The following is a 20,889-nucleotide window of genomic DNA, read 5'->3' as shown; positions in this document are numbered from 1 at the left end:
CCGCCGAGGGCTAGAAACCGGCCGTGATGCGGGAGAACTCCCAGTCGGACTGGGCGATGCCGCTGCACGCCGCGGTCACGCCGCCGCCGGGGCAGCCCCGGTCGCGGTTCACCGACCAGAACGCGAGCCTGCCGAGGCCGTTGGTCTTCGACCAGTCGCGGATGGCGGTCCACGCCGCCACCGACGTCATCTCCTGCTGGTCGGACAGCCCGTTCATGCCGGAGATGCCGACGTGGTTGAACGCCACCGCGTCCGACCAGCCGAACGTGGCCCTGAGCTTGTCCTTCAAGCCGGTGGCCGCGTTGATCGTGTCGGTCTGGACGTCGGCGCTGCCGAAGTCGAACGGCATGATCGTGAACACGTCGATGCCCGCGTCCAGCGCCTTCGCCCGCTCGACCAGGCGACCGCCGTAGAAGTTCGGGCCGGTCGTCGTGGTGCCGAACGTGACGATGGTCTGGATGCCGGGGTTGTTCTGCTTGACGATCCTCAACGCCGTGAGGATGCGGTCCTGCACGACCTCGTTCTCGAACTCGTCGGTGTTCTCGATGTCGATGTCGATCGCCTTCAGGCCGTAGGCGTCGATGACCTTCTGGTAGGCGCCCGCGAGCAGTTCGGGGGTCGCGCAGTTCGGGCCGAGCTTGTTGCCGCTCCAGCCGCCGAAGGACGGGACGATGTCGCCGCCGTTCGCGCGGATCTCGGCGATGGCCGCCGCGTCGGCGCTGCCCGCCAGCGGTCGGCTGCCGTCCCACGCCGGGTTGCAGCCGCCCGAGGACAGGATGAACGCCATCGTGAACCACTTGACGCCGGTGGCCTGCATGACGGTGGTCGGGCTCGGCGGGTTGCCCCAGCCCACGTACAGGTACGGGGCCGCGGTCCTGGTGCCGTTCGACGGGTCCTCGCCGCCGGGCAGGGTGGTGGCGGAGACCTGGTTGCTGGCGCCGGAGGTGTTGCCCGCGGCGTCGCGCGCCTTGACCGTGAACGAGTAGGCCGTGCCTCCGGTCAGGCCGCTGACCGTGGCCGAGGTGCCGGTGGAGGTCGTGGCGAGCGAGCCGCCCCGGTAGACGTCGTAGCCGACGACGCCGACGTTGTCGGTGGCCGCGTTCCAGGTCAGCGACACGGAGTTCTTCGTGGTCCCGGTGGCGGAGAGGCCCGCGGGAGCGCTCGGAGCGGTCGTGTCGCCGCCACCGCCACCGCCGCCGGTGCAGGGAGCGCCGTTGACGGTGCAGTTGAGCGGCGAGCCCGAGCCGGTGCCGGTGAGGCCGAAGCCCGCCTGGGCGCCGACGCCGACGCTGCCGTTGTAGTCCTTGTTGACGGCCACGTAGTGGTCGCCGGACCGGGTGACGACCGCGTCCCAGTGGCTCGTGACGGCGCTGCCGGACGGCATGTCGAACTCGACGCGCCAGCCGTTCAGGGTGCTGGCACCGTTGTTCGCGACGGTGAACCTGGCTTCGAAACCGGTTCCCCAATCGCCCGTCTTGGTGAAGGTGGCGGTGACGCCCGTGGCCGCTGACGCGGTCGGGGACGTCAGCGTCGCCACTGTCAGGGCGCTGATCGAAAGCAGCGCGCCGAAGCGGAATTTCATTGTTCTCCCTGATGGAGAGGTGGCGGGTGCAGGGTGACCGTCCACTCGACCTCGGGAACGTCCGGGCTGGTCAGCAAGAGACACTGGTCTGGACCACCGCACGTGTCAAGGGCGCGCACCGGTCATCGGCGCATTTCCGCAGGCACGACCGGGACAATTTTTCACGAACGTGAACAGGCGTGCGGAACAAATGGGGAATCCAGGGCGCCCGGTGTTGCCAATTCTCGGGGATCAGGCCGCGTTCGCGAGGACCGCGTCATTCCTCCAGCGACGTGGTGATCCAGTCCGGCACGTCCAGGTCGCGCGTCTGGCACTCGGCGGCGAGCTTCACCGTCCAGCGCAGCGCCTGGAGCACGACGGTCGCCAGCTCCTGCGGCGCGCCGTTCGTGAGCGCGATCTCGATCTGCTCGGCGGCGGCCTCCTCGTCGCCGTGCACCTCGGCCAGCAGCGTCCTGATCGCGGTCCGCACGGGCGGGTCCGCGTCGTCGATCGGGACCTCCTGCCCGTCCTCGTCGAAGACCTGCATCTTCACCGGGGTGGCGCCGCCCGACCCGAGCGCCGCGACCATGCCGCTGCACTCGGAGAACAGCAGCAGCACGAGCTCCCTGATCTCCTCGTTGCCCTCGGGCGACCCGCTGAGGTAGCCGGTGACGAGGTCGACCGCGACAGCGTCCTCCCCGACCTTGGCCGCGGCCAAGGCCTCGCCGGCCACGGCCGTCAGCCGGGACCAGCGATCCGGATCATGCTGCGAGGTCATCCCACCATCTTTCAACACGTCGGCCCTCGGCGCGGGCCGCCCTTCGTCTGCCCCACTGCCTACCGGTTGGTGATCGGGTGCCGCAATGCCCAATGGCCCACAGGTCCGGGTGATACCGGGGTATGTCACCCCACGGAGGCACGACCGGCACGGCCCTCCGCCCTAGCATCGGCTGGTGATCCGCTCCTTGCTCCAGGTCGTGGCCCTGCGGGACCACACACCGGCACTCGGGAACCTGCCCGTCCGCCTCCGGCGGCCGGGTGTGGCGGTGATCATGCTCTACGCCGTCGTGGTCGCCGTCGTGGCCAGCGCGGACTACGTTCGCCTCCACGAGCCGGACGGCGTCTGGCCCGTGTACTTCGCGGTCATCACGGGCTCGTACGCGCTGCTGGTCCGCTCCCCGCTGACCGGCTGGCGGGTCGCGACGATAGGTCTGTTCATCGACGTGTCGGCGCACGGCTCGGCCGCTCCCGTGCTCAACGGCTGGCAGTGGTGCTTCTACCTGCCCACCGTCGTCGGTGTCGCCCTGCTCTACTCGCGGCCCGTCGTGGTCACCGCGGGCTGGCTCACGCTGGGGCTGCTCGGCATCGCGGGGGCGATGAAGGGCGTCAGCTTCTACCCGGAGACGGCGATCGTGCTGGGCCTGGTCCTGCTGGTCGGGTACGCCTTCGGCTCCAGGGGCCGGGTCGAGGCGGAGATCGAGCGGGAGCGCGCGGAGAAGGGCGCGCTCGTGGAGCGGGCGCGCATCGCCCGCGAGATGCACGACGTCGTGGCCCACCACATGTCGATGGTGGTCGTGCGCTGCGAGACCGCCCCCTACCGGATCGCCGACCTGCCCGAGGCCGGTGTCCGGGAGTTCGCGGAGCTCGGCGCCGCGGCCCGCGAGGCGATCACGGACATGCAGCGGCTGCTCGGGGTGCTGCGCAGCGCGGGCCAGCGGGCCGACCGGGAGCCGCAGCCGGGGATCGCGCAGATCGCCGACCTGGCCGCCCGCGCGTCAGCCTCGGTCGAGGTGCCCTCGCTGGACGTGCCGGAGTCCGTCGGGCTGACGGCGTACCGGGTCGTCCAGGAAGCGCTGACCAACGCCGCCCGCCACGCGCCCGGCGGAGCGGTGTCGGTGGTGCTGCGGGTGGTGGACGGCTCGCTGGAGGTCCTCGTGCGCAATACTCGGGGCGGCGCGTCCCTCGGCGGTGGTGGCGGGCACGGGCTCACCGGGATGAAGGAGCGCGTCGCGGTGCACGGAGGGTCGATCACCGCCTCGCCGTCCGGTGACGGCGGGTTCGAGGTGCGGGCGCTGATTCCGCTGGGGGACGAGTGATCAGGGTGCTCGTGGTCGACGACCAGGAGATGGTGCGCGAGGGCTTCGCCGCGCTGCTGGCCGCGCAGGAGGACATCGAGGTCGTCGGGTCGGCCGGGGACGGCGTCGCCGCGGTGGCGGCGGTGCGGCGGCTGCTGCCGGACGTGGTGCTGATGGACATCCGGATGCCGGAGCTGGACGGGCTGGGCGCCACGCGGCTGCTCGCCGCCGAACCGCACCCGGTGAAGGTGCTGGTGCTGACCACGTTCGACCTGGACGACTACGTCTACGAGGCGCTGAGGGCAGGCGCCAGCGGGTTCCTGCTCAAGCACGCGCCCGCGCGGGAGCTGCTCGACGCGGTGCGGGTCGTGGCGCGCGGGGAGGCGCTGCTGGCGCCGTCGATCACCAAGCGGCTGATCGAGGACTTCGTGAAGTCCAGGCCCGCGCAGGGGGTTCGGCCCCGCGCGCTGTCCTCGCTGACCGAGCGGGAGACGGAGGTGCTGAGGCTGATCGCGCAGGGGCTGTCGAACGGGGAGATCGCCGGGCACCTGTTCGTCGCCGAGCAGACGGTGAAGACCCACGTGGGTCGGGTGCTGATGAAGCTGGGCCTGCGCGACCGGGCCCAGGCCGTGATCGCGGCGTACGAGAGCGGGCTCGTCGTACCGGGGTAGTGGGCCCGCGGGGTGATGATCCCGTCGGCGTGGTCTTCGTAGTTTTCGGCCATGTCCAAGGTGATCGCCCTCGTGGCCGCGCTGCTGGTCGTGGTGTCACCGGTGTCCGCCGGTGCCGTCGCGCAGACCGAACCCGAGTTCCCCGCCGACGTGCGCGTGCTGCGGTTCGAGCCCGCAGGCCGGGGACGGCTCGTGGTGGCGCTGGGCGATCTCCCGCGCGCCCGGCACGTCGCGGTGGTGGTGCCGGGGTCCGATGTGGACGTTCGGAGGTTCGGCAGGCTGCTGGCTGTGGCCCGCGCCGTGCACACGGCCGCGGGTCGGGACGACGTGGCCGTGGTCGCGTGGCTCGGGTACGACACGCCCGAGGGGCTGGGGATCGACGCCGCCACCGGCGGTCTGGCGCGGGCCGGGGCCGAGGAGCTGTCGTCGTTCGTGCGCGGGCTGCCCGCCGCGCACGTGTCGTTGCTGTGCCACAGCTACGGGTCGGTGGTGTGCGCGTCGGCCGACCTGGGCGGCGTGGGGGACGTCGTGTTCACCGGCAGTCCGGGCGTTCGGGCGTCGTCGGTGGCGGAACTCCGCACGGGTGCGCGGGTGTGGGCCGCGCGGTCGTCCGGCGACTGGACGGGGTGGGTGCCGAAGGTGCGGGTGGGGGACCTCGGGCACGGCACCGACCCGGCGGCGCCGGAGTTCGGGGCGCGGGTGTTCCCCGCCGGGGACGGGAGCCACGACGAGTACTACCGGGCGGGAGGGGTCGCGCTGGGGGAGATCGTGCGGATCGTGACGGGGGAGGGGCGATGAGGCGGCGCTGGTGGCGCGAGCTGCTCGCGGACGTGCTGACCGGTCTGGTGCTGGCCGGGTACTGGCTGGCGGCCTGCGGGGCGGGTGGCGCGGCCGGGGTCCGGGCGGGTCAGGCCGGGGTCCGGGCCGGTCGGGCGGGTCAGGCCGGTCAGGCGGGTCAGGCCGGTCGGGCCGGTTGGGCGGCTCGGGGTTCTGGCGGGTCGTACGGGGTGGGCGGGTCGGGATCGAGGTCGGGCGGATCCAGTGGATCAGGTGGATCGGGTTCGGACGGGTCCGGTGGGTCAGGTGGTCAGGTGGGTCGGGTTCGGGCGGGGCGAGCGGGTCAGGCGGGTCGGGGTTCGGAGGTGGACGGTGAGCGGTCGTGATCCCGTCGTCGACACGGTGCGGGCCATCGCCGTGGTGGGGGTGGTCGTCGGGCACTGGCTGGTGACCGCGACGGTCGCCGGGGTCGACGGGGTGGGCATCGACAGCCCGCTGCGGACCCTGCCGGGGTTCGTGCCGGTGACGTGGGTGCTCCAGACGTTGGGCCTGTTCTTCTTCGTCGGCGGGTTCGGGGCGGCGCGGTCCCGGTCGTCCCTGCTCGGCCGGGTGCGGCGCGTCGTGGTGCCCGTCCTGCTGCTGCTCGGGTTCTGGGTGGTGGTGCTGGGCGGGCTGTGGTTCCGGGGGTTGCCGCAGGTCACCCTGCTGTCGGTGGTGCACCTGGTGACCACGCCGCTGTGGTTCCTCGGGGTCTACCTGCTGCTGTCCGCGATGACGCCGGTGTTCCGGCTGCTGGACCGCGTTCTCGGTGTGGCGGCCGTGGCGCCGCCGGTGCTGCTGGTCGTGCTGCTGGACGTGCCCGCGGTGAACGTCGTCGCCGTGTGGTGGGCCGCCTGGCAGTTCGGGATCGTCGTCGCGCGGGTGGGTGCGCGGCGGTGGTGGGGCGTGGTGCCCGCGCTCGTCGGGGCGGTGGCCTTCGCGGTGCTGGTGCGGTACGGCGGGTACCCGGCCAGCGCCGTCGGGGTGCCGGGGGAGCGGTCGAACCTGGCCCCGCCGTCGGCTGCGGCGCTGGCGCTGGCGTTCACGCAGATCGGGGTCGTGCTGCTGGTGCGGCCGGTGTTCCTCCCGCGCTTCGTCGCGTGGGTGAACCGGCGCGCGCTGCCGATCTTCCTGGTGCACCAGAGCGCGCTGCTGGCCGTGACGTTGGTCGGGTCGGCGTTCGGGCCGCTGCCGGGGCTGCTCACCGAGCCCGACGGGCTCGCCTGGCTAGGCGAGCGCCTCCTCTGGCTCCCGGTGTTCGGCCTGGTGACTTGGGTGCTGCTTCGCGACCGCCGCGAGCAGCGCGAGGCAGATCGTGCTGACGTGCAGGACCACGCCGAGGGTGTTCGGCTCCAGGACGAGCAGCGGGGGGACGCAGGCGGTGGCGGCCAGGAGCCACGACGTCCGGCCGTGGCAGGTGCCCGCGCGGGCCGCGTGCAGCAGGTACCAGCCCAGCAGGAGGTGGATGAGGTTCTGGAGCGGGTCGACCTGGAGGACGATCAGGGTGGCGCTGGTGCCCGCGAACCCCGTGACGACGAAGCCGAGCACGCCGAACGCGCCGAACGCGACCCCCAGCGTGGCGGCCAGCCGGGAGCGGTGGGACTCCGCTGACGTCCAGTGGAAGACGGGGAACAGCGACGCGTGGCGCTCGAAGCGGTGGAACAGGAGCAGGACGGGCAGCAGGAGCAGCACCAGCACCGCCAGCCACCGCGGGCGGGCGAGCCAGTCCGCGACGGTGAACGCGGCGGCGGTCGGCGCGTCCAGCAGGCCGAGGACGCCCACCACGGCCGCGAGGATCGTCAGGTAGCCGAGGTAGACGGTCATGGGGGCGGTGCGGGCGAACATGACGACGTTCCACTGGTGCCTGCCCGCGAGCCACACCGTCGCGCGGTCGCGCAGGAGCGTCACCAGGCAGATCTGGCCGAGGCCCAGCACCAGCAGGCACACGGTGGGCGGGCTGAGGTTGGAGCCGACCTCGCCGGGCATCGCCATCATCGTGCGCGGGTAGCCGCCGTAGGTGATCAGGCCGAGCAGCGCGGGCACCGTGACCGACGCGAGCACGCCGAGGACCTTGCGGGAGATCCGGCGGAGCGTGCCGTCGGCGTAGAAGAACCCGAGCTGCTGGAGGAGGAGCGCGCCGAGGAGCAGGTTGAGGTAGCCGCCGGTGCGCCACTCGAAGATGACCCGGACGCCGTCGACCGAGGCCATGACGACCAGCAGGACCAGCGGGGTGCCCAGGCGCAGCTGGCGGTGCAGCCACGCCATCAGCGGCGTCGCGGCCACCGCGACGAGGTAGACGCCCAGGAACCACAGCGGGTGCGCGATGAGCCTGCCGAACGCCTCCACGCGGACCTTGGGGACGTCCAGCAGCTCCAGCGGGAGCGGGAGCACCAGCCAGGCCAGGATGAACGCCAGCACCGGGCGCAGCAGCCACGCGATCCGGCTCGACAGGTACCTGCCGTAGCCGCCGTGGTGCGCCGTGACCTCCTGCCAGGCGAGCAGGTTCGCGTGGCCGCCCGCGAAGAAGAAGATCGGGACGGCCTGGAGGACCCAGGTCAGCAGCCACAGCCAGTTCGCGCTCACGCCCGCCCAGTGCATGACGGTGAGGACGGACTGGCCCAGCACGACCAGACCGAGGCTGGCGAGGCGGAGGAACGTGGCGTAGCGGTCCTGGGCGGCCGGTCGCGGCGTGAACTCGGCGGTGTGCGGCGCGGTGGGCCCGCGCTTGCGACCGGGGAGGCGGGCGAGCAGGAGGAAGACCACCACGGCGCTGCCGAAGCCCCACGCCAGGACCGGCTCGTGGCCGGGCGGACCCCAGCGCTGGCGCCACGAGTTGAAGCTCAGGCCGCCCGCGTAGAGCTGGGCCACGGCGTGGCACTGGGTCTCCGCGCCCCTCGGGTTCGCCCGGCACTGGGCGTGCATGTCCTCGGAGAGCTGGACGTCGATGGACTTGCGCGCCGCGGGACCGAGGGGTTGGCCCTTGCTCTCGGCGTAGCGGAGGAGGTCGTAGCCGAGGTCGTGGGCCTTGCAGGCGAGGCTGAAGTCCCACTCGGTCTCACCGGCCGGGCCCGAGCACTCGCCGGTGGGGTGGACGGCCCTTCGGGTGCCGTCCGGGGTGGTGAGGGTCCTCGGGTTGCGACCCTGGACCTGGCCGAAGTCCTCGGGGAAGTCGTCGAGGGGGTCGTGCGTGCGGGACGGGTTGGTCATCGAGTGCACGGCTCTGGCCGCTGCCGCGACGTCCGGGCTGAGGGGGCGGTCGTCGGTGGCGCCCGCTGGGCGGGACGCGATGACGCCGCAGACGAAGACGACCAGCGCCACCACCACGAAGCGGAACCACGCGGGTAAGCGGGAGAGCAGCCGGATTCCCGGCCACCCTCCGGTGTCGGTTGCGGTGCTGGTTGCCGGTGCTTCACCCATTGGCTGGTTAGGTTACGGAATGACAACGCTGTGTGGCCAGTCGGAGGTTTAAGGGCTGGTGGGAGGGGGTGTGGTGGTTCGGGTGGAGGCGAAATGGGGCGCGGGTGGCTGCGGGGTGTGGGCGGCTGTGGGTCCGGGGGGCCCGCCAAGTCTGCGGGGCTGGGGGTGCTCGCCAAGTGGCTGCCGGTTCCAGCGCGGTGCGGCCGATGTGACACGGGGCCCCTCTCGTGGGCCTTGATCGGGCCGCAAGGGCAGTCCGAAAGCCTGCCCGATCATCAACTTCAAGGCTCAAAACCCCAAGTCGCATCGGCCACGTTCCGTGGCCGGCCAGGTTGGGTTGGATGGTGTGCTGGGTTTTTGCCCGTGCGCTCTACAGGGCGGCTGTGGTGGTGGTTTCTTCCAGGGCTCCGGCTGTTGTCAGGGAGGCCAGGGCCATGCGGGTCAGCAGTGCCGCCATCTGCGCGCGGTCCAGGTGGGCGCTGTGCGGGGTGCTGTTGATCAGGCCGAAGACCGCGTGGGCCGCTGCTCTGGCCGTTGGTTCGTCCGCGTTCTCCACCGTGTGCTGGATGGTGTCCACCCAGACCTCCACGTAGCGGCGTTGCAGCGCTCTGACCCGTCGCCTGTCCGGGTCGGTGAGGTTCGCCAGGTTTCTGATCTGCACGGTGATGAGCGCCGGGTCGTCCAGGGCGAAGTCGACGTGCCAGCCGACCAGGGCGCGGAGTGCGTCGTCCGGGTTGGTGGAGGCCTCCACGCGCTTCTGGCCGCCTTCCAGGAGGCGTTCGCTGATCGACGTGAGCATCTCGCCCAGCATCGCGTCCTTGCTGCGGAAGTGCCGGTACAGGGCCGGGCCGGAGATGCCTACCGCGGCGCCGATGTCGTCGATGCCCACGCCGTGGAAGCCGTGGCGGGCGAAGAGCTCGGCCGCGGCGGTGAGGATCTGTTCGCGGCGGGTCGGTTTGGCTGGGGCGGTGTCCGGCACGGGGACCATCCTAGGACCTGGGTGTTAGCGAACGTGAACCTCGGCTGGTGCCCGGTTGGGGTGGCGGGTGTTTTCTAGATCAATTCACGGTTCGTTAACTCTTGACTCGATCTATTTATATAGGTGTACCTGGTGGTAACAATCGTTGTGTTCGGCATCACATCCTGCGTGGCTTCTCCTGGGGAGACCTCGATGCGCCCTGCTCGGTTGTTGGCTGTGGCGGCAATGGCCGCCGCCGCTGTCCTGTCCAGTGTTCTACCTGCGGCTGCTGCCCCTGCGGCGGTCAACTACGTTGCTCTCGGTGACTCCTACTCGTCCGGTCTCGGCACGGGTTCGTACATTTCCTCCAGTGGGTCCTGCAAGCGCAGCAACTATTCCTACCCGGCGTTGTGGGCGGCTGCGCATTCGGTCACGTCATTCACCTTTGTGGCCTGTTCCGGTGCTCGAACGGGTGATGTTCTCGCCAACCAGGTCGGCTCGCTGTCGGCGTCCACGACGTTGGCGTCCATCTCAATTGGTGGGAACGACGCCGGGTTCACCGACGTGATCACGACCTGCACGTTCGGGTCGGACCAGGACTGCGTGAACCGGACGAACACGGCGAAGGCCTACGCGCAGAACACGCTGCCGGGGCTGCTCGACACCGTGTACGCGCAGATCCGCGGCCGGGCGCCGTCGGCGAAGGTCGTGGTGCTCGGGTACCCGCGCATGTACAAGGTCCCCGGTTCGTGCAGCGTGGGGCTCAGCGACACCAAGCGGGCGGCGATCAACTCGGCGTCCGACGTGCTGGCGGGTGTGATCTCCGCGCGGGCGGGGGCGAAGTCGTTCTCGTACCAGGACGTGCGGGGTGCGTTCAGCGGGCACGAGATCTGCTCCGGGGACTGGTGGCTGAACAGCCTCAGCTTCCCGGTGGACGAGTCCTACCACCCGAACCGCAACGGCCAGCGGCTCGGTTACCTGCCCGCCCTGACGGCGGTCACTGGCTGAGACGGGGGAGTCCGGCGGTCCGCTCGGGCTGCCGGGCTCCCACCCTCCTGGGGTGCTGCGCGAGCCCGGTGGACGGGCCTGTTAACAGCCGCTAACATCAGTGTGGTTAACGGCTGCTAACTACTGTCGCGAGGAGCCCATGGACGCCCCCGTCCTGCGTACCGCCGCCGATCCGTCCGGTGAGGCGTTCCAGCGCTACGCGAAGGAGCACGCCACCCTCGTCGACGAGCTGCGGGCGAAGCTCGCGAAAGCCGGGCGGGGTGGGCCGGAGAAGTCGCGGGAGCGGCACGTGGCGCGCGGGAAGCTGCTGCCGCGCGACCGGGTGGACGCGCTGGTCGACCCCGGTTCGCCGTTCCTGGAGCTGTCGCCGCTGGCGGCGGACGGGATGTACGGCGACGAGGCACCGGCCGCGGGCATCATCACCGGGGTCGGGCGGGTGTCCGGGCGCGAGTGCGTCGTCGTCGCCAACGACGCGACGGTCAAGGGCGGCACGTACTACCCGGTGACGGTGAAGAAGCACCTGCGCGCGCAGGAGGTGGCGCTGCACAACAACCTCCCCTGCCTCTACCTGGTGGACTCCGGCGGGGCGTTCCTGCCCCGGCAGGACGAGGTGTTCCCGGACCGCGACCACTTCGGGCGGATCTTCTTCAACCAGGCGACGATGTCGAGCCGCGGGATCCCGCAGATCGCCGCGGTGCTCGGGTCGTGCACCGCGGGCGGTGCGTACGTGCCCGCGATGAGCGACGAGGCCGTGATCGTGCGGAACCAGGGGACGATCTTCCTCGGCGGTCCGCCGCTGGTGAAGGCCGCCACCGGTGAGGTGGTCACGGCCGAGGACCTGGGTGGCGGCGACCTGCACTCGCGGACGTCCGGCGTGACCGACCACCTGGCCGACGACGACCCGCACGCGTTGCGGATCGTGCGGTCGATCGTGAGCACGTTCGGGCCTCGGGCCCCGCGGCCGTGGGAGGTCGAGCCGAGCGAGGAGCCCGCCGTCGACCCGGCGCAGCTCTACGGCGTCGTCCCGACGGACAGCCGGACGCCGTACGACGTGCGCGAGGTGATCGCGCGGATCGTGGACGGCAGCCGGTTCCAGGAGTTCAAGAAGGAGTACGGCTCGACGCTGGTCACGGGGTTCGCCCGCATCCACGGGCACCCGGTCGGCATCGTGGCGAACAACGGGATCCTGTTCGGCGAGTCGGCCGTGAAGGGCGCGCACTTCATCGAGCTGTGCGACCAGCGGTCGGTGCCGCTGGTGTTCCTCCAGAACATCTCCGGCTTCATGGTCGGGCGCGAGTACGAGGCGGGCGGGATCGCCAAGCACGGCGCGAAGATGGTGACCGCCGTGGCGTGCGCGCGGGTGCCGAAGTTCACCGTCGTCATCGGCGGCTCGTTCGGCGCGGGCAACTACTCGATGTGCGGGCGGGCGTACTCGCCGCGCTACCTGTGGATGTGGCCGAACGCGCGCATCTCCGTGATGGGCGGCGAGCAGGCCGCGTCGGTGCTGGCGACGGTGCGGCGCGACCAGCTCGGCGACGAGTGGTCGGCGGAGGACGAAGAGGCGTTCAAGGCGCCGATCCGCCAGCAGTACGAGGACCAGGGCAACCCGTACTACTCCACGGCCCGGCTGTGGGACGACGGCGTGATCGACCCGATGGACACCCGCCAGGTGCTCGGGCTCGCGCTGTCGACGGCGGCGAACGCGCCGCTGGACCCGGTCTCCTACGGCATCTTCCGGATGTGAGCGGCATGTTCGACAGCGTTCTGGTGGCCAACCGCGGCGAGATCGCGGTTCGGGTGGTGAGGGCCCTGCGAGGGCTGGGGATCCGGTCGGTCGCGGTGTACAGCGACGCGGACGCCGACGCGCGGCACGTGCGCGAGGCCGACGCGGCGGTGCGGATCGGGCCCGCTTCGGCGCGGGAGAGCTACCTCTCGATCGAGCGGATCGTGGAGGCCGCGCTGGCCACGGGGGCGCAGGCCGTGCACCCCGGCTACGGCTTCCTGGCGGAGAACGCGGAGTTCGCCCGCGCGTGCGAGAAGGCCGGGCTGGTCTTCATCGGACCGAGCCCCGACGCGATCGAGGCGATGGGCGACAAGATCCGCGCGAAGCTGACCGTGCGGGCGGCGGGCGTGCCGGTCGTGCCGGGGCGCACCGAACCAGGCATGAGCGACGACGCGCTGGTGGAAGCCGCTCAGGAGATCGGGTTCCCGGTGCTGCTCAAGCCGTCCGCCGGTGGTGGCGGCAAGGGCATGCGGCTGGTGCACGAGGCGTCGGCGCTGCGCGACGCCATCGAGTCGGCCCGTCGGGAGGCGCGCGGCTCGTTCGGCGACGACACGCTGCTGATCGAGCGGTTCGTCACCAACCCCCGGCACATCGAGATCCAGGTGCTGGCCGACGCGCACGGCGGCGCCGTGCACCTGGGCGAGCGCGAGTGCAGCCTCCAGCGGCGGCACCAGAAGATCATCGAGGAAGCGCCGTCGCCGCTGCTGGATGCGGAGACCCGTGCCGCGATGGGGCAGGCGGCCGTGGACGCCGCGAAGTCCGTCGGCTACCTGGGCGCGGGGACGGTCGAGTTCATCGTCGACGGCACGTCCGGCGACTACTTCTTCATGGAGATGAACACCCGGCTCCAGGTCGAGCACCCGGTCACCGAGCTGGTGACCGGCGTCGACCTGGTGGAGTGGCAGCTCAGGGTGGCGTCCGGCGAGCCGCTGGACTTCACCGGGGTGCCGCTGACCGGGCACGCGGTCGAGGCCCGCATCTACGCCGAGGACCCGGCGCGCGGCTTCCTGCCGACCGGCGGCGAGGTGCTCGTGCTGCACGAGCCCGAGGACGTGCGGGTCGACTCGGCGCTCCAGGTGGGGTTGCGCGTCGGCAGCGACTACGACCCCATGCTGGCCAAGGTGATCGCGCACGGCCGCACCCGCGAGGAGGCGCTGCGCAAGCTGCACGCCGCGCTCGGGCGGACCGTGCTGCTCGGCGTCACCACGAACATCCCGTTCCTGCGGGCGCTGCTGTCCGATGTGGACGTTCGGGCCGGGCGCCTGGACACCGGGCTGGTCGAGCGGAAGCTCGACGAGCTGGTGACCCACGAGGTGCCGGACGAGGTGCTGGCCGCGGCGGCGCTGGAGCGGCAGCTGGCCCTGGCGGGCCGGGGCACCGACCCGTGGGACCAGGTCGGGGGTTGGCGGGTGGGCGAGCACGCGTGGACGACGCTGCGCGTCGACGTCGCGGGCCGCGAGACCACCGAGGTGCGGGTCCGCGGGGCTGAAGTGGTCGTGGGCGGCGGTGAACCGGTGCGCACCCGCGCCGAGGTCCGGGGCGGCGACCTGGTCGTCGACACGCGGCGGTACGCGATGGCCCGTGACGGTCACGTGCTGTGGCTCGGGTCCGAGGGCCGGTCGTGGGCGTTGACCGAGACCGAACCCCTGGAGTCGACCGGGAAGGCGGGCGCGAGCGCCGCCGGACCGGTCACCAGCCCGATGCCCGGCACCGTCCTGGTCGTCCGAGCCGCCACCGGGGACGAGGTCGTCGCAGGCCAAGCGCTGTTCGTGGTCGAGGCCATGAAGATGGAGCACACCGTCGTCGCACCCGTCGACGGCGTGCTCGCCGAAGTGAACGTCCAGGCGGGCCAACAGGTCGCGCTGGACCAGACCCTAGCCGTCGTAGTCCCCCACCAGGAGTGACCGATGTTGGACTTCCGCCTCGATGAGGAATACGAAGCGCTGCGCAAGACCGTCGAGGAGTTCGCCCGCGAGGAGGTCGCCCCCGTCATCGGAGACCTCTACGAGCGCAACGAGTTCCCGTACGAGATCGTCGCCAAGATGGGGCGCATGGGCCTGTTCGGCCTGCCGTTCCCCGAGGAGCACGGCGGCATGGGCGGCGACTACTTCGCCCTCTGCCTGGCGCTGGAGGAACTGGCCCGCGTCGACTCCTCGGTCGCGATCACGCTGGAGGCCGGTGTCTCGCTCGGCGCCATGCCGGTGTTCCGCTTCGGCACGGACGAGCAGCGCGCGCGGTGGCTGGAGAAGATGTGCTCCGGTGAGGTGCTCGGCGCGTTCGGCCTGACCGAGCCCGGCGGCGGCAGCGACGCGGGCGCCCTGCGCACCACCGCGAAGCTGGAGGACGGACACTGGGTCCTCAACGGCACCAAGGCGTTCATCACCAACTCCGGCACCGACATCACCGGCCTGGTGACCGTGGCCGCCGTGACCGGCACCAAGCCCGACGGCCGCAAGGAGATCTCGGCCATCATCGTGCCGTCCGGCACGCCGGGCTTCAGCGTGTCGAAGAAGTACTCCAAGGTCGGCTGGAACGCCTCCGACACCCGTGAGCTGTCGTTCGTCGACTGCCGCGTGCCCGAGGCCAACCTGCTCGGCACCAGGGGCCGCGGCTACGCGCAGTTCCTCCAGACCCTCGACGAGGGCCGCATCGCCATCGCGGCGCTCGGCGTCGGGCTGGCGCAGGGGTGCGTCGACGAGTGCCTGAAGTACGTGGGCGAGCGCGAGGCGTTCGGCCACAAGATCGGCGAGTACCAGGCGATCAAGTTCAAGATCGCCGACATGGAGGTGCGCACGTACAACGCGCGCCTCGCGTACTACGCGGCGGCGGCGAAGATGCTGCGCGGCGAGCCGTTCAAGAAGGAGGCGGCCATCGCCAAGCTCGTCTCGTCGGAGGCGGCGATGGACAACGCCCGCGAGGCCACGCAGATCTTCGGCGGGTACGGGTTCATGAACGAGTACCCGGTCGGTCGCTTCTACCGCGACGCGAAGATCCTGGAGATCGGTGAGGGCACCAGTGAGGTGCAGCGCATCCTGATCGCGCGCGAATTGGGTCTGTGACTGCTGTCGCAGGTCGGTGGTGTGGTCGCGGTGTGGTCGCGGTGGTCCAGTTGCGGTGGTGTGGTCGATGTGACTTGGGGCCCCTCTTTTTGGCGCTCGTCGGGAAAAAACGGCAGGTGGAAAGCTTGCCGCCCGACAAATCTTAGCGCCAAAAACCCCAAGTCACATCGACCGCGCAATGCGAGAAGTGAAAAGCGCTCAGCCCACCAATCGGTGGGAAGGGTGGACCTTGTCACGGGTTCAGGTGGTGGCCCGCAGCTCACCGGCGGGCGGCGAGGCGGAACGTGGCTGATTTTACTCGGGGGTTTTGAGCCTTAAAATTGGTGATCGGGCAGGCTTTCCAACCTGCCCTCTTAGCCCGATCAAGGCTCAAAACAAGGGGTCCCCGAGTCAAATCAGCCACAGCACGACGGTGGGCGGGTCCACCGGGTGGCCCGGACGGCGAGCGAGCCACCGGACGCCCTGCGGGTCCCCACCCCTCAAGTCACGTTCATCGCCGTCGTCAGCAACCGCCGCACCTGCGCGACCCGCTCCACGTCCCCGCTCACCACCACGTCCTCACCCCGGTCGTACAGCCACAGCAGCACCGCACCCGGCCGTCCCAGCACGGACGCGTCCGCGTCCAGGGAGTCGATCGGCGCCACCTCCACGCCCGTCGGGTGCACGTCGACCCGCCAGTCCGCGACCCGCAGCCAGTGCGTGCCCCACTCGGTCAGGTCGGCCGCGTAGTCCTCGGTCCAGGTGTGCGTCTCCCGGCTCAGGAACACGTCCAGCATCTCGCCGATGGCGTCGACCGCGAAGTCCTCGGGGAACGGGGTCAGCGGGACGCCGAGCGCCAGTTCCGCGTCGAACCGGTGGATCGCCGCCTCCTGCGCCATCCGCCGGATCCAGAAGTGGTCCGGCTGTTCGGCGAACGCCGCCTCCAGGGCCCCGTACGCCTCGTCCAGCGCCGCGGCCGGAGTGGGGGCCCTCTGGTCGGACTCCTGGCCGACCACGGTCCGGAAGCCCCGCGCGACGTGCTCGACGAGGTCGCCGACCGTCCAGCCGGGGCAGGTGGGCACGGGCGCGGTCAGGTCGCCGCCCGACAGCACGCGGAGGCGGCGGACCTCGTCCGCCAGGACACCCAGCAGTCTCGCGCTGTCCACGGTCAAGGCTTCGGCAGCCCCCGCTCGATGATCGCGCCGGTGTCCACGCCCCTCGGGAGCGTGCCGAACGCGATGCCCCAGTCGCCCGCGAGCCGCGACGCGCAGAACGCGTCCGCGACGGCCGGGTGGCCGAACCGGACGAGCAGGGAACCCTGGAGCGCCAACGCCATCCGCTCCACCAGCCTGCGGGCGCGCAGCTCGACGTCCGCGGTGTCCGACAGGTCGGCGCGCAGGGCGTCGACGGCCGCGTCCAGCCTCCGGTCGGAGCCCTTCGCGGTGTCCAGCTCGGCGAAGAACGCCTGCACCGACTCGGGTTCGCGGCCCATCGCGCGCAGCACGTCCAGCGCGGCGACGTTGCCGGAACCCTCCCAGATCGACATGAGCGGCGACTCGCGGAACAGCCGGGGCATCCCCGAGTCCTCGATGTACCCGTTGCCGCCCAGGCACTCCAGCGCCTCGGCCGCGTGCGCGGGTCCGCGCTTGCACACCCAGTACTTGGTCACGGCCAGCGCCAGCCTGCGGAACGCGCCCGTCGTGCCCGCGAGGTGCATCGCGACCGTGGTCGCCGCCTCGGACTCGACCGCCAGGTCCGCCAGCACGTTGCGCATCAGCGGCTGGTCGACCAGGTAGCCGCCGAACGCCGTGCGGTGCGCCGCGTGGTGCGTGGCCTGGGTGAGGCCGAAGCGCATCCCGGACGCGCTGCCGACCACGCAGTCCAGCCGGGTCGTGTTGACCATCTCGATGATGGTCCGCACGCCGCGGCCCTCCTCGCCGACGAGCCAGCCGACCGCGCCGTCGTACTCCAGCTCCGCGGAGGCGTTGGACCTGTTGCCGAGCTTGTCCTTGAGGCGTTGCAGGAACATCGCGTTGCGCGTGCCGTCGGGCAGGACCCTGGGCAGCAGGAAGCACGACAGCCCGCCCGGTGCCTGCGCCAGCGTGAGGAACAGGTCGGACATCGGGGCCGAGGTGAACCACTTGTGGCCGGTGAGCACGTACGTGCCGTCGCCCGCGGGCCGGGCCGTCGTGGTGTTCGACCGCACGTCCGAGCCGCCCTGCTTCTCGGTCATCGACATGCCCGCGATGAGCCCGCGCTTGCCCTCGGGCGCGCGCAGGCCGAAGTCGTACTCGGGGGAGGCGAGCAGCGGTTCGAACCGCTCCGCCAGCTCGGGTGTCCTCCGCAGCGCGGGCACGGCGGCGTAGGTCATCGAGATCGGGCAGCCGTGGCCCGCCTCGGCCTGGTTCCAGACGAACATCTTCGCCGCGCGCGCCAGGTGCGCGCCGGGCCGCTCGTCGCGCCACGGGGCGGCGTGCAGCCCGTGGCCCACGGCGGTCTCCATCAGCCGGTGCCAGGCTGGGTGGAACTCGACCTCGTCGATCCGGTGCCCGTACCGGTCGTGCGTCCGCAGCACCGGCGGGTTCTCGTTCGCCTGCCGCGCGAGGTCCTGGGTCTCGGTGAGGCCCGCGAGCCTGCCCAGCTCGTGCACCTCGGACTCGGCCCACCCGGCTCCGCCGCGGTGCAGGGCGTCGAGCAGCGCGGGGTCCGCGGCGACGTCGTGACCGGACAGCGGCGGCACCTGGTTGGTGACCTCGTGCGTGGCGTGGGTCATGCGAGCAGCCTAGACCGCTTTCTACTCGCCGGTAATGTCCGGTTGCGCGTTGCTCGGATGTTTCGTCCGACCACAGTGTGGGAGCACCCCCCATCAGACGGGTGATTTGGGGATGCCGAGAACGATTGATCGGCCTAACGTCGGACCTGTGAGCAGCCACCCTGCGCAGGCGGCTCCGCCAGGAGCCCACTCAGAGGCAGTAGCGGCACTGCGCCAGCAGTACGCGACCATCCCGGCGGGCAGCCCCGTGCGCCTCGCCAAGCCCACCTCCAACCTCTTCCGCTTCCGCCAGGACCAGGCGGGCGGACTCGACGTGGCCCGCTTCAACCGGGTCCTGTCCGTCGACCCGAAGGCCCGCACCGCACAGGTGCAGGGCATGACGACGTACGAGGACCTGGTCGACGCGACCCTCCCGCACGGGCTCATGCCTCTGGTCGTCCCCCAGCTCAAGACGATCACCCTCGGCGGCGCCGTCGCCGGTCTCGGCATCGAGTCCAGCTCCTTCCGCAACGGGCTGCCGCACGAGTCCGTGAAGGAGCTGGAGGTCCTGACGGGTGACGGCGAGGTCGTCGTCGTGCACCCGAGGGACCCGCTGTTCCGGGGGTTCCCGAACTCCTACGGCACGCTCGGCTACGCGCTGCGGCTGGAGATCGAGCTGGAGCCGGTCACGCCGTACGTGCGGCTGCGGCACGTCCCGTTCGGCGACGCGCGCGAGTGCGCCGAGGTCATCGCGGGCGTGTGCGCCGACGGCGAGTACCAGGGTGAGAAGGTCGACTTCATCGACGGCACGGTGTTCACCGGCACCGAGATGTACCTGACGCTGGCGAACTTCACCGACACCGCGCCGAGCACCTCGGACTACACCGGCAACCGGATCTTCTACCGGTCGATCCAGTCGCGCCGCACGGACCACCTGACGATCCGCGACTACCTCTGGCGCTGGGACACGGACTGGTTCTGGTGCTCGCGGGCGTTCGGCGCGCAGCACCCGGTGGTCCGCAGGCTGTGGCCCAAGCGGTACCTGCGGTCCGACGTCTACCGCAGGATCGTCGCGTTCGACCGGCGGCACGGCCTCAGCGACCGGCTCAGCGGGGCCGTCCAGGAGCCGGTGATCCAGGACGTGGAGATCCCGGTCGACCGGCTGGCCGACTTCCTCGACTTCTTCGAGCGCGAGATCGGCATCAGCCCGGTGTGGCTGTGCCCGGTCCGCCTGCGCGACCGCACCGGGTGGCCCCTCTACCCGATGGACGCGGACACGCTGTACGTGAACGTGGGTTTCTGGTCGACGGTCGCGCTCCGCCAGGGGGAAGAAATGGGTAGCCGCAACCGGTTGATCGAGGAGAAGGTGTCCGAGCTGGGTGGGCACAAGTCGCTGTACTCCGACTCCTACTACGAGGAAGCGGACTTCTGGCGGCACTACAACGGCGAGGCCTACCTGGCCTTGAAGGGGCGGTACGACAGGGGGAATCGACTCCCCGGCCTGTACGCCAAGTGTGTTCTCCGAAGGTAGAAAGGAGCCGGGGCCCATGCGGTTGGCGGAGGTGTTCCAGCAGGTGGTCGGCAGCGACCAAGCCGTCGAGTTCAGCGCGTACGACGGCAGTCACGCAGGTCCGGAGGGGGCGGGCACGCGCATCGAGGTGCGCACACCCATGGCGTTGTCCTACCTGGCTTCCGCGCCGGGCGAACTCGGGCTGGCCCGCGCGTACGTGACGGGGAACCTGGAGATCATCGGCGACGTGCACGGTGCGCTCGCGCACCTGTCGGAGCTGAGCCTGCGGGAGGTGCCGTGGGCGCAGCGGGTCAACCTGCTGGCCATGCTCGGCAGGATCAGGGTCAACAACAGGGTCGAGGTGCCCGCCCAGGAGCGGCGGCTGCACGGGATGCGCCACTCGAAGGCCCGCGACCGCGAGGCCATCGCACACCACTACGACGTGTCCAACAAGTTCTACGAGTGGGTGCTCGGCCCGTCCATGGCCTACACCTGCGCGGTCTACCCCGAACCTGGCGCCGCGCTGGAGGACGCCCAGTTCGCCAAGCACGACCTGATCGCCCGCAAGCTGGGGCTGGAGCCGGGGATGCGGCTGCTGGACGTCGGCTGCGGCTGGGGCGGCATGGTCGTGCACGCCGCCAAGCACTACGGCGTGCGCGCGGTCGGCGTGACGCTCTCGCGCAACCAGGCCGAGTGGGCGCAGAAGGCCATCGTGGAGGCGGGGCTCTCGGAACTGGCCGAGGTCCGCTTCCTGGACTACCGCGACGTGCGGGAGGAGGGCTTCGACGCGATCAGCTCTATCGGCCTCACCGAGCACATCGGCAAGGCCAAGCTGCCCGCGTACTTCAAGTCCCTGTACGGCAAGCTGAAGCCGGGTGGCCGGATGCTGAACCACTGCATCACCCGCCCGAACAACCTCCAGCGGGCGCGGACCGGCGGCTTCATCGACCGGTACGTGTTCCCGGACGGTGAGCTGGTGGGCCCCGGCCACATCGTGTCGCTGATGACCGACACCGGTTTCGAGGTGCGGCACGAGGAGAACATCCGCGAGCACTACGCGCTCACGCTGGCCGCGTGGAGCCGCAACCTCGACGACCACTGGGACGAGGCGGTGGAGGAGGTCGGCGAGGCGAGGGCGCGCGTGTGGCGCCTGTACCTCGCGGCGAGCAGGTTGGGCTTCGACCGCAACAACATCCAGCTCCACCAGGTGCTCGGCGTGAAGCTCGACGGCACCGCGTCCGGGATGCCGCTGCGCCCCGACTGGGCGTGAACGGCTCGTCGCGCGGGAGGTGCTCCCACC

Annotated in this window: 15 protein-coding genes and 1 pseudogene; 10 read left to right on the top strand and 6 right to left on the bottom strand. The window is 71.1% G+C overall.

The features are described from left to right. Positions 1-10: 10 nt before the first annotated feature. Together VFZ92_RS27740 and VFZ92_RS27735 are read right to left on the bottom strand one after the other, a co-directional pair. Positions 11-1,582, bottom strand: a complete 1,572-nt coding sequence (locus VFZ92_RS27740; protein WP_330878989.1) for a cellulose binding domain-containing protein — start codon at positions 1,580-1,582, stop codon at positions 11-13. A gap of 256 nt (positions 1,583-1,838) precedes the next feature. Beyond that, positions 1,839-2,339 (bottom strand): hypothetical protein, encoded by a 501-nt coding sequence (locus VFZ92_RS27735; protein ID WP_330878988.1) that lies wholly within the window; start codon positions 2,337-2,339, stop codon positions 1,839-1,841. Positions 2,340-2,514: 175 nt separating this feature from the next. On the opposite strand from VFZ92_RS27735, the gene VFZ92_RS27730 reads away from it, so the two are divergent. The 4 genes and pseudogenes from VFZ92_RS27730 to VFZ92_RS27715 all read left to right on the top strand — a co-directional run. Next, entirely contained in the window at positions 2,515-3,657 is a 1,143-nt protein-coding gene (locus VFZ92_RS27730) for a sensor histidine kinase (protein ID WP_330878987.1), read from the top strand. After that, the gene (locus VFZ92_RS27725) at positions 3,654-4,307 is read left to right on the top strand and encodes a response regulator transcription factor (protein ID WP_330878986.1); all 654 of its coding nucleotides are present in this window, start codon (positions 3,654-3,656) and stop codon (positions 4,305-4,307) included. The genes VFZ92_RS27730 and VFZ92_RS27725 overlap by 4 nt, the downstream gene beginning before the upstream one ends. 51 nt (positions 4,308-4,358) lie before the next feature. Next, positions 4,359-5,105 carry an alpha/beta hydrolase gene (locus VFZ92_RS27720; protein ID WP_330878985.1) on the top strand — a complete coding sequence of 249 codons (747 nt, stop codon included), beginning with the start codon at positions 4,359-4,361 and terminating at the stop codon, positions 5,103-5,105. A gap of 84 nt (positions 5,106-5,189) precedes the next feature. After that, positions 5,190-6,338: pseudogene (locus tag VFZ92_RS27715) on the top strand (acyltransferase family protein); the annotation flags it as partial. 12 nt (positions 6,339-6,350) lie between these two features. Here VFZ92_RS27715 and VFZ92_RS27710 read toward each other — a convergent pair. Continuing rightward, positions 6,351-8,447 carry a phospholipase A2 gene (locus VFZ92_RS27710; protein ID WP_330878984.1) on the bottom strand — a complete coding sequence of 699 codons (2,097 nt, stop codon included), beginning with the start codon at positions 8,445-8,447 and terminating at the stop codon, positions 6,351-6,353. A gap of 463 nt (positions 8,448-8,910) precedes the next feature. Further along, positions 8,911-9,528 carry a TetR/AcrR family transcriptional regulator gene (locus VFZ92_RS27705; protein ID WP_414720032.1) on the bottom strand — a complete coding sequence of 206 codons (618 nt, stop codon included), beginning with the start codon at positions 9,526-9,528 and terminating at the stop codon, positions 8,911-8,913. 183 nt (positions 9,529-9,711) lie between these two features. On the opposite strand from VFZ92_RS27705, the gene VFZ92_RS27700 reads away from it, so the two are divergent. The 4 genes from VFZ92_RS27700 (at position 9,712) to VFZ92_RS27685 (ending at position 15,348) form a co-directional block, all read left to right on the top strand. Continuing rightward, a complete protein-coding gene (locus VFZ92_RS27700; RefSeq protein ID WP_330879000.1) occupies positions 9,712-10,506 on the top strand; it encodes an SGNH/GDSL hydrolase family protein in 795 nt (264 codons plus the stop codon). A 139-nt stretch (positions 10,507-10,645) separates the two neighbouring features. Next, the gene (locus tag VFZ92_RS27695; RefSeq protein WP_330878982.1) at positions 10,646-12,250 is read left to right on the top strand and encodes a carboxyl transferase domain-containing protein; all 1,605 of its coding nucleotides are present in this window, start codon (positions 10,646-10,648) and stop codon (positions 12,248-12,250) included. Between the two features lie 5 nt (positions 12,251-12,255). Next, a complete protein-coding gene (locus VFZ92_RS27690; RefSeq protein WP_330878981.1) occupies positions 12,256-14,193 on the top strand; it encodes an acetyl/propionyl/methylcrotonyl-CoA carboxylase subunit alpha in 1,938 nt (645 codons plus the stop codon). 3 nt (positions 14,194-14,196) lie between these two features. Then, on the top strand, positions 14,197-15,348 hold the full coding sequence (locus tag VFZ92_RS27685; RefSeq protein ID WP_330878980.1) for an acyl-CoA dehydrogenase family protein: 1,152 nt from the start codon (positions 14,197-14,199) through the stop codon (positions 15,346-15,348). Between the two features lie 479 nt (positions 15,349-15,827). On the opposite strand, the gene VFZ92_RS27680 is transcribed toward VFZ92_RS27685, so the two are convergent. Then, entirely contained in the window at positions 15,828-16,493 is a 666-nt protein-coding gene (locus tag VFZ92_RS27680; protein WP_330878979.1) for a maleylpyruvate isomerase N-terminal domain-containing protein, read from the bottom strand. 2 nt (positions 16,494-16,495) lie between these two features. Further along, on the bottom strand, positions 16,496-18,100 hold the full coding sequence (locus VFZ92_RS27675; RefSeq protein ID WP_330878978.1) for an acyl-CoA dehydrogenase family protein: 1,605 nt from the start codon (positions 18,098-18,100) through the stop codon (positions 16,496-16,498). 112 nt (positions 18,101-18,212) lie between these two features. Here VFZ92_RS27675 and VFZ92_RS27670 point away from each other — a divergent pair, with 112 nt between their 5' ends. Further along, positions 18,213-19,610 carry an FAD-binding oxidoreductase gene (locus tag VFZ92_RS27670; RefSeq protein WP_330878977.1) on the top strand — a complete coding sequence of 466 codons (1,398 nt, stop codon included), beginning with the start codon at positions 18,213-18,215 and terminating at the stop codon, positions 19,608-19,610. A gap of 16 nt (positions 19,611-19,626) precedes the next feature. Continuing rightward, positions 19,627-20,859: a cyclopropane-fatty-acyl-phospholipid synthase family protein gene (locus VFZ92_RS27665; RefSeq protein WP_330878976.1), complete on the top strand. Its 1,233-nt coding sequence runs from the start codon at positions 19,627-19,629 to the stop codon at positions 20,857-20,859. The last annotated feature ends 30 nt before the right edge of the window (positions 20,860-20,889 follow it).

Source organism: Umezawaea sp. (assembly GCF_036375055.1).
Lineage (GTDB): Bacteria > Actinomycetota > Actinomycetes > Mycobacteriales > Pseudonocardiaceae > Umezawaea.
This window is presented reverse-complemented; position numbering and strand designations above follow the sequence as displayed.

Coding starts and splice junctions, on each gene's coding strand:
- VFZ92_RS27670 (WP_330878977.1), top strand. CDS start 18,213: ATGCCGAGAACGATTGATCGGCCTAACGTCGGACCTGTGAGCAGCCAC.
- VFZ92_RS27705 (WP_414720032.1), bottom strand. CDS start 9,528: ATGGTCCCCGTGCCGGACACCGCCCCAGCCAAACCGACCCGCCGCGAA.
- VFZ92_RS27675 (WP_330878978.1), bottom strand. CDS start 18,100: ATGACCCACGCCACGCACGAGGTCACCAACCAGGTGCCGCCGCTGTCC.
- VFZ92_RS27695 (WP_330878982.1), top strand. CDS start 10,646: ATGGACGCCCCCGTCCTGCGTACCGCCGCCGATCCGTCCGGTGAGGCG.
- VFZ92_RS27685 (WP_330878980.1), top strand. CDS start 14,197: ATGTTGGACTTCCGCCTCGATGAGGAATACGAAGCGCTGCGCAAGACC.
- VFZ92_RS27720 (WP_330878985.1), top strand. CDS start 4,359: ATGTCCAAGGTGATCGCCCTCGTGGCCGCGCTGCTGGTCGTGGTGTCA.
- VFZ92_RS27665 (WP_330878976.1), top strand. CDS start 19,627: ATGCGGTTGGCGGAGGTGTTCCAGCAGGTGGTCGGCAGCGACCAAGCC.
- VFZ92_RS27735 (WP_330878988.1), bottom strand. CDS start 2,339: ATGACCTCGCAGCATGATCCGGATCGCTGGTCCCGGCTGACGGCCGTG.
- VFZ92_RS27690 (WP_330878981.1), top strand. CDS start 12,256: ATGTTCGACAGCGTTCTGGTGGCCAACCGCGGCGAGATCGCGGTTCGG.
- VFZ92_RS27740 (WP_330878989.1), bottom strand. CDS start 1,582: ATGAAATTCCGCTTCGGCGCGCTGCTTTCGATCAGCGCCCTGACAGTG.
- VFZ92_RS27700 (WP_330879000.1), top strand. CDS start 9,712: ATGCGCCCTGCTCGGTTGTTGGCTGTGGCGGCAATGGCCGCCGCCGCT.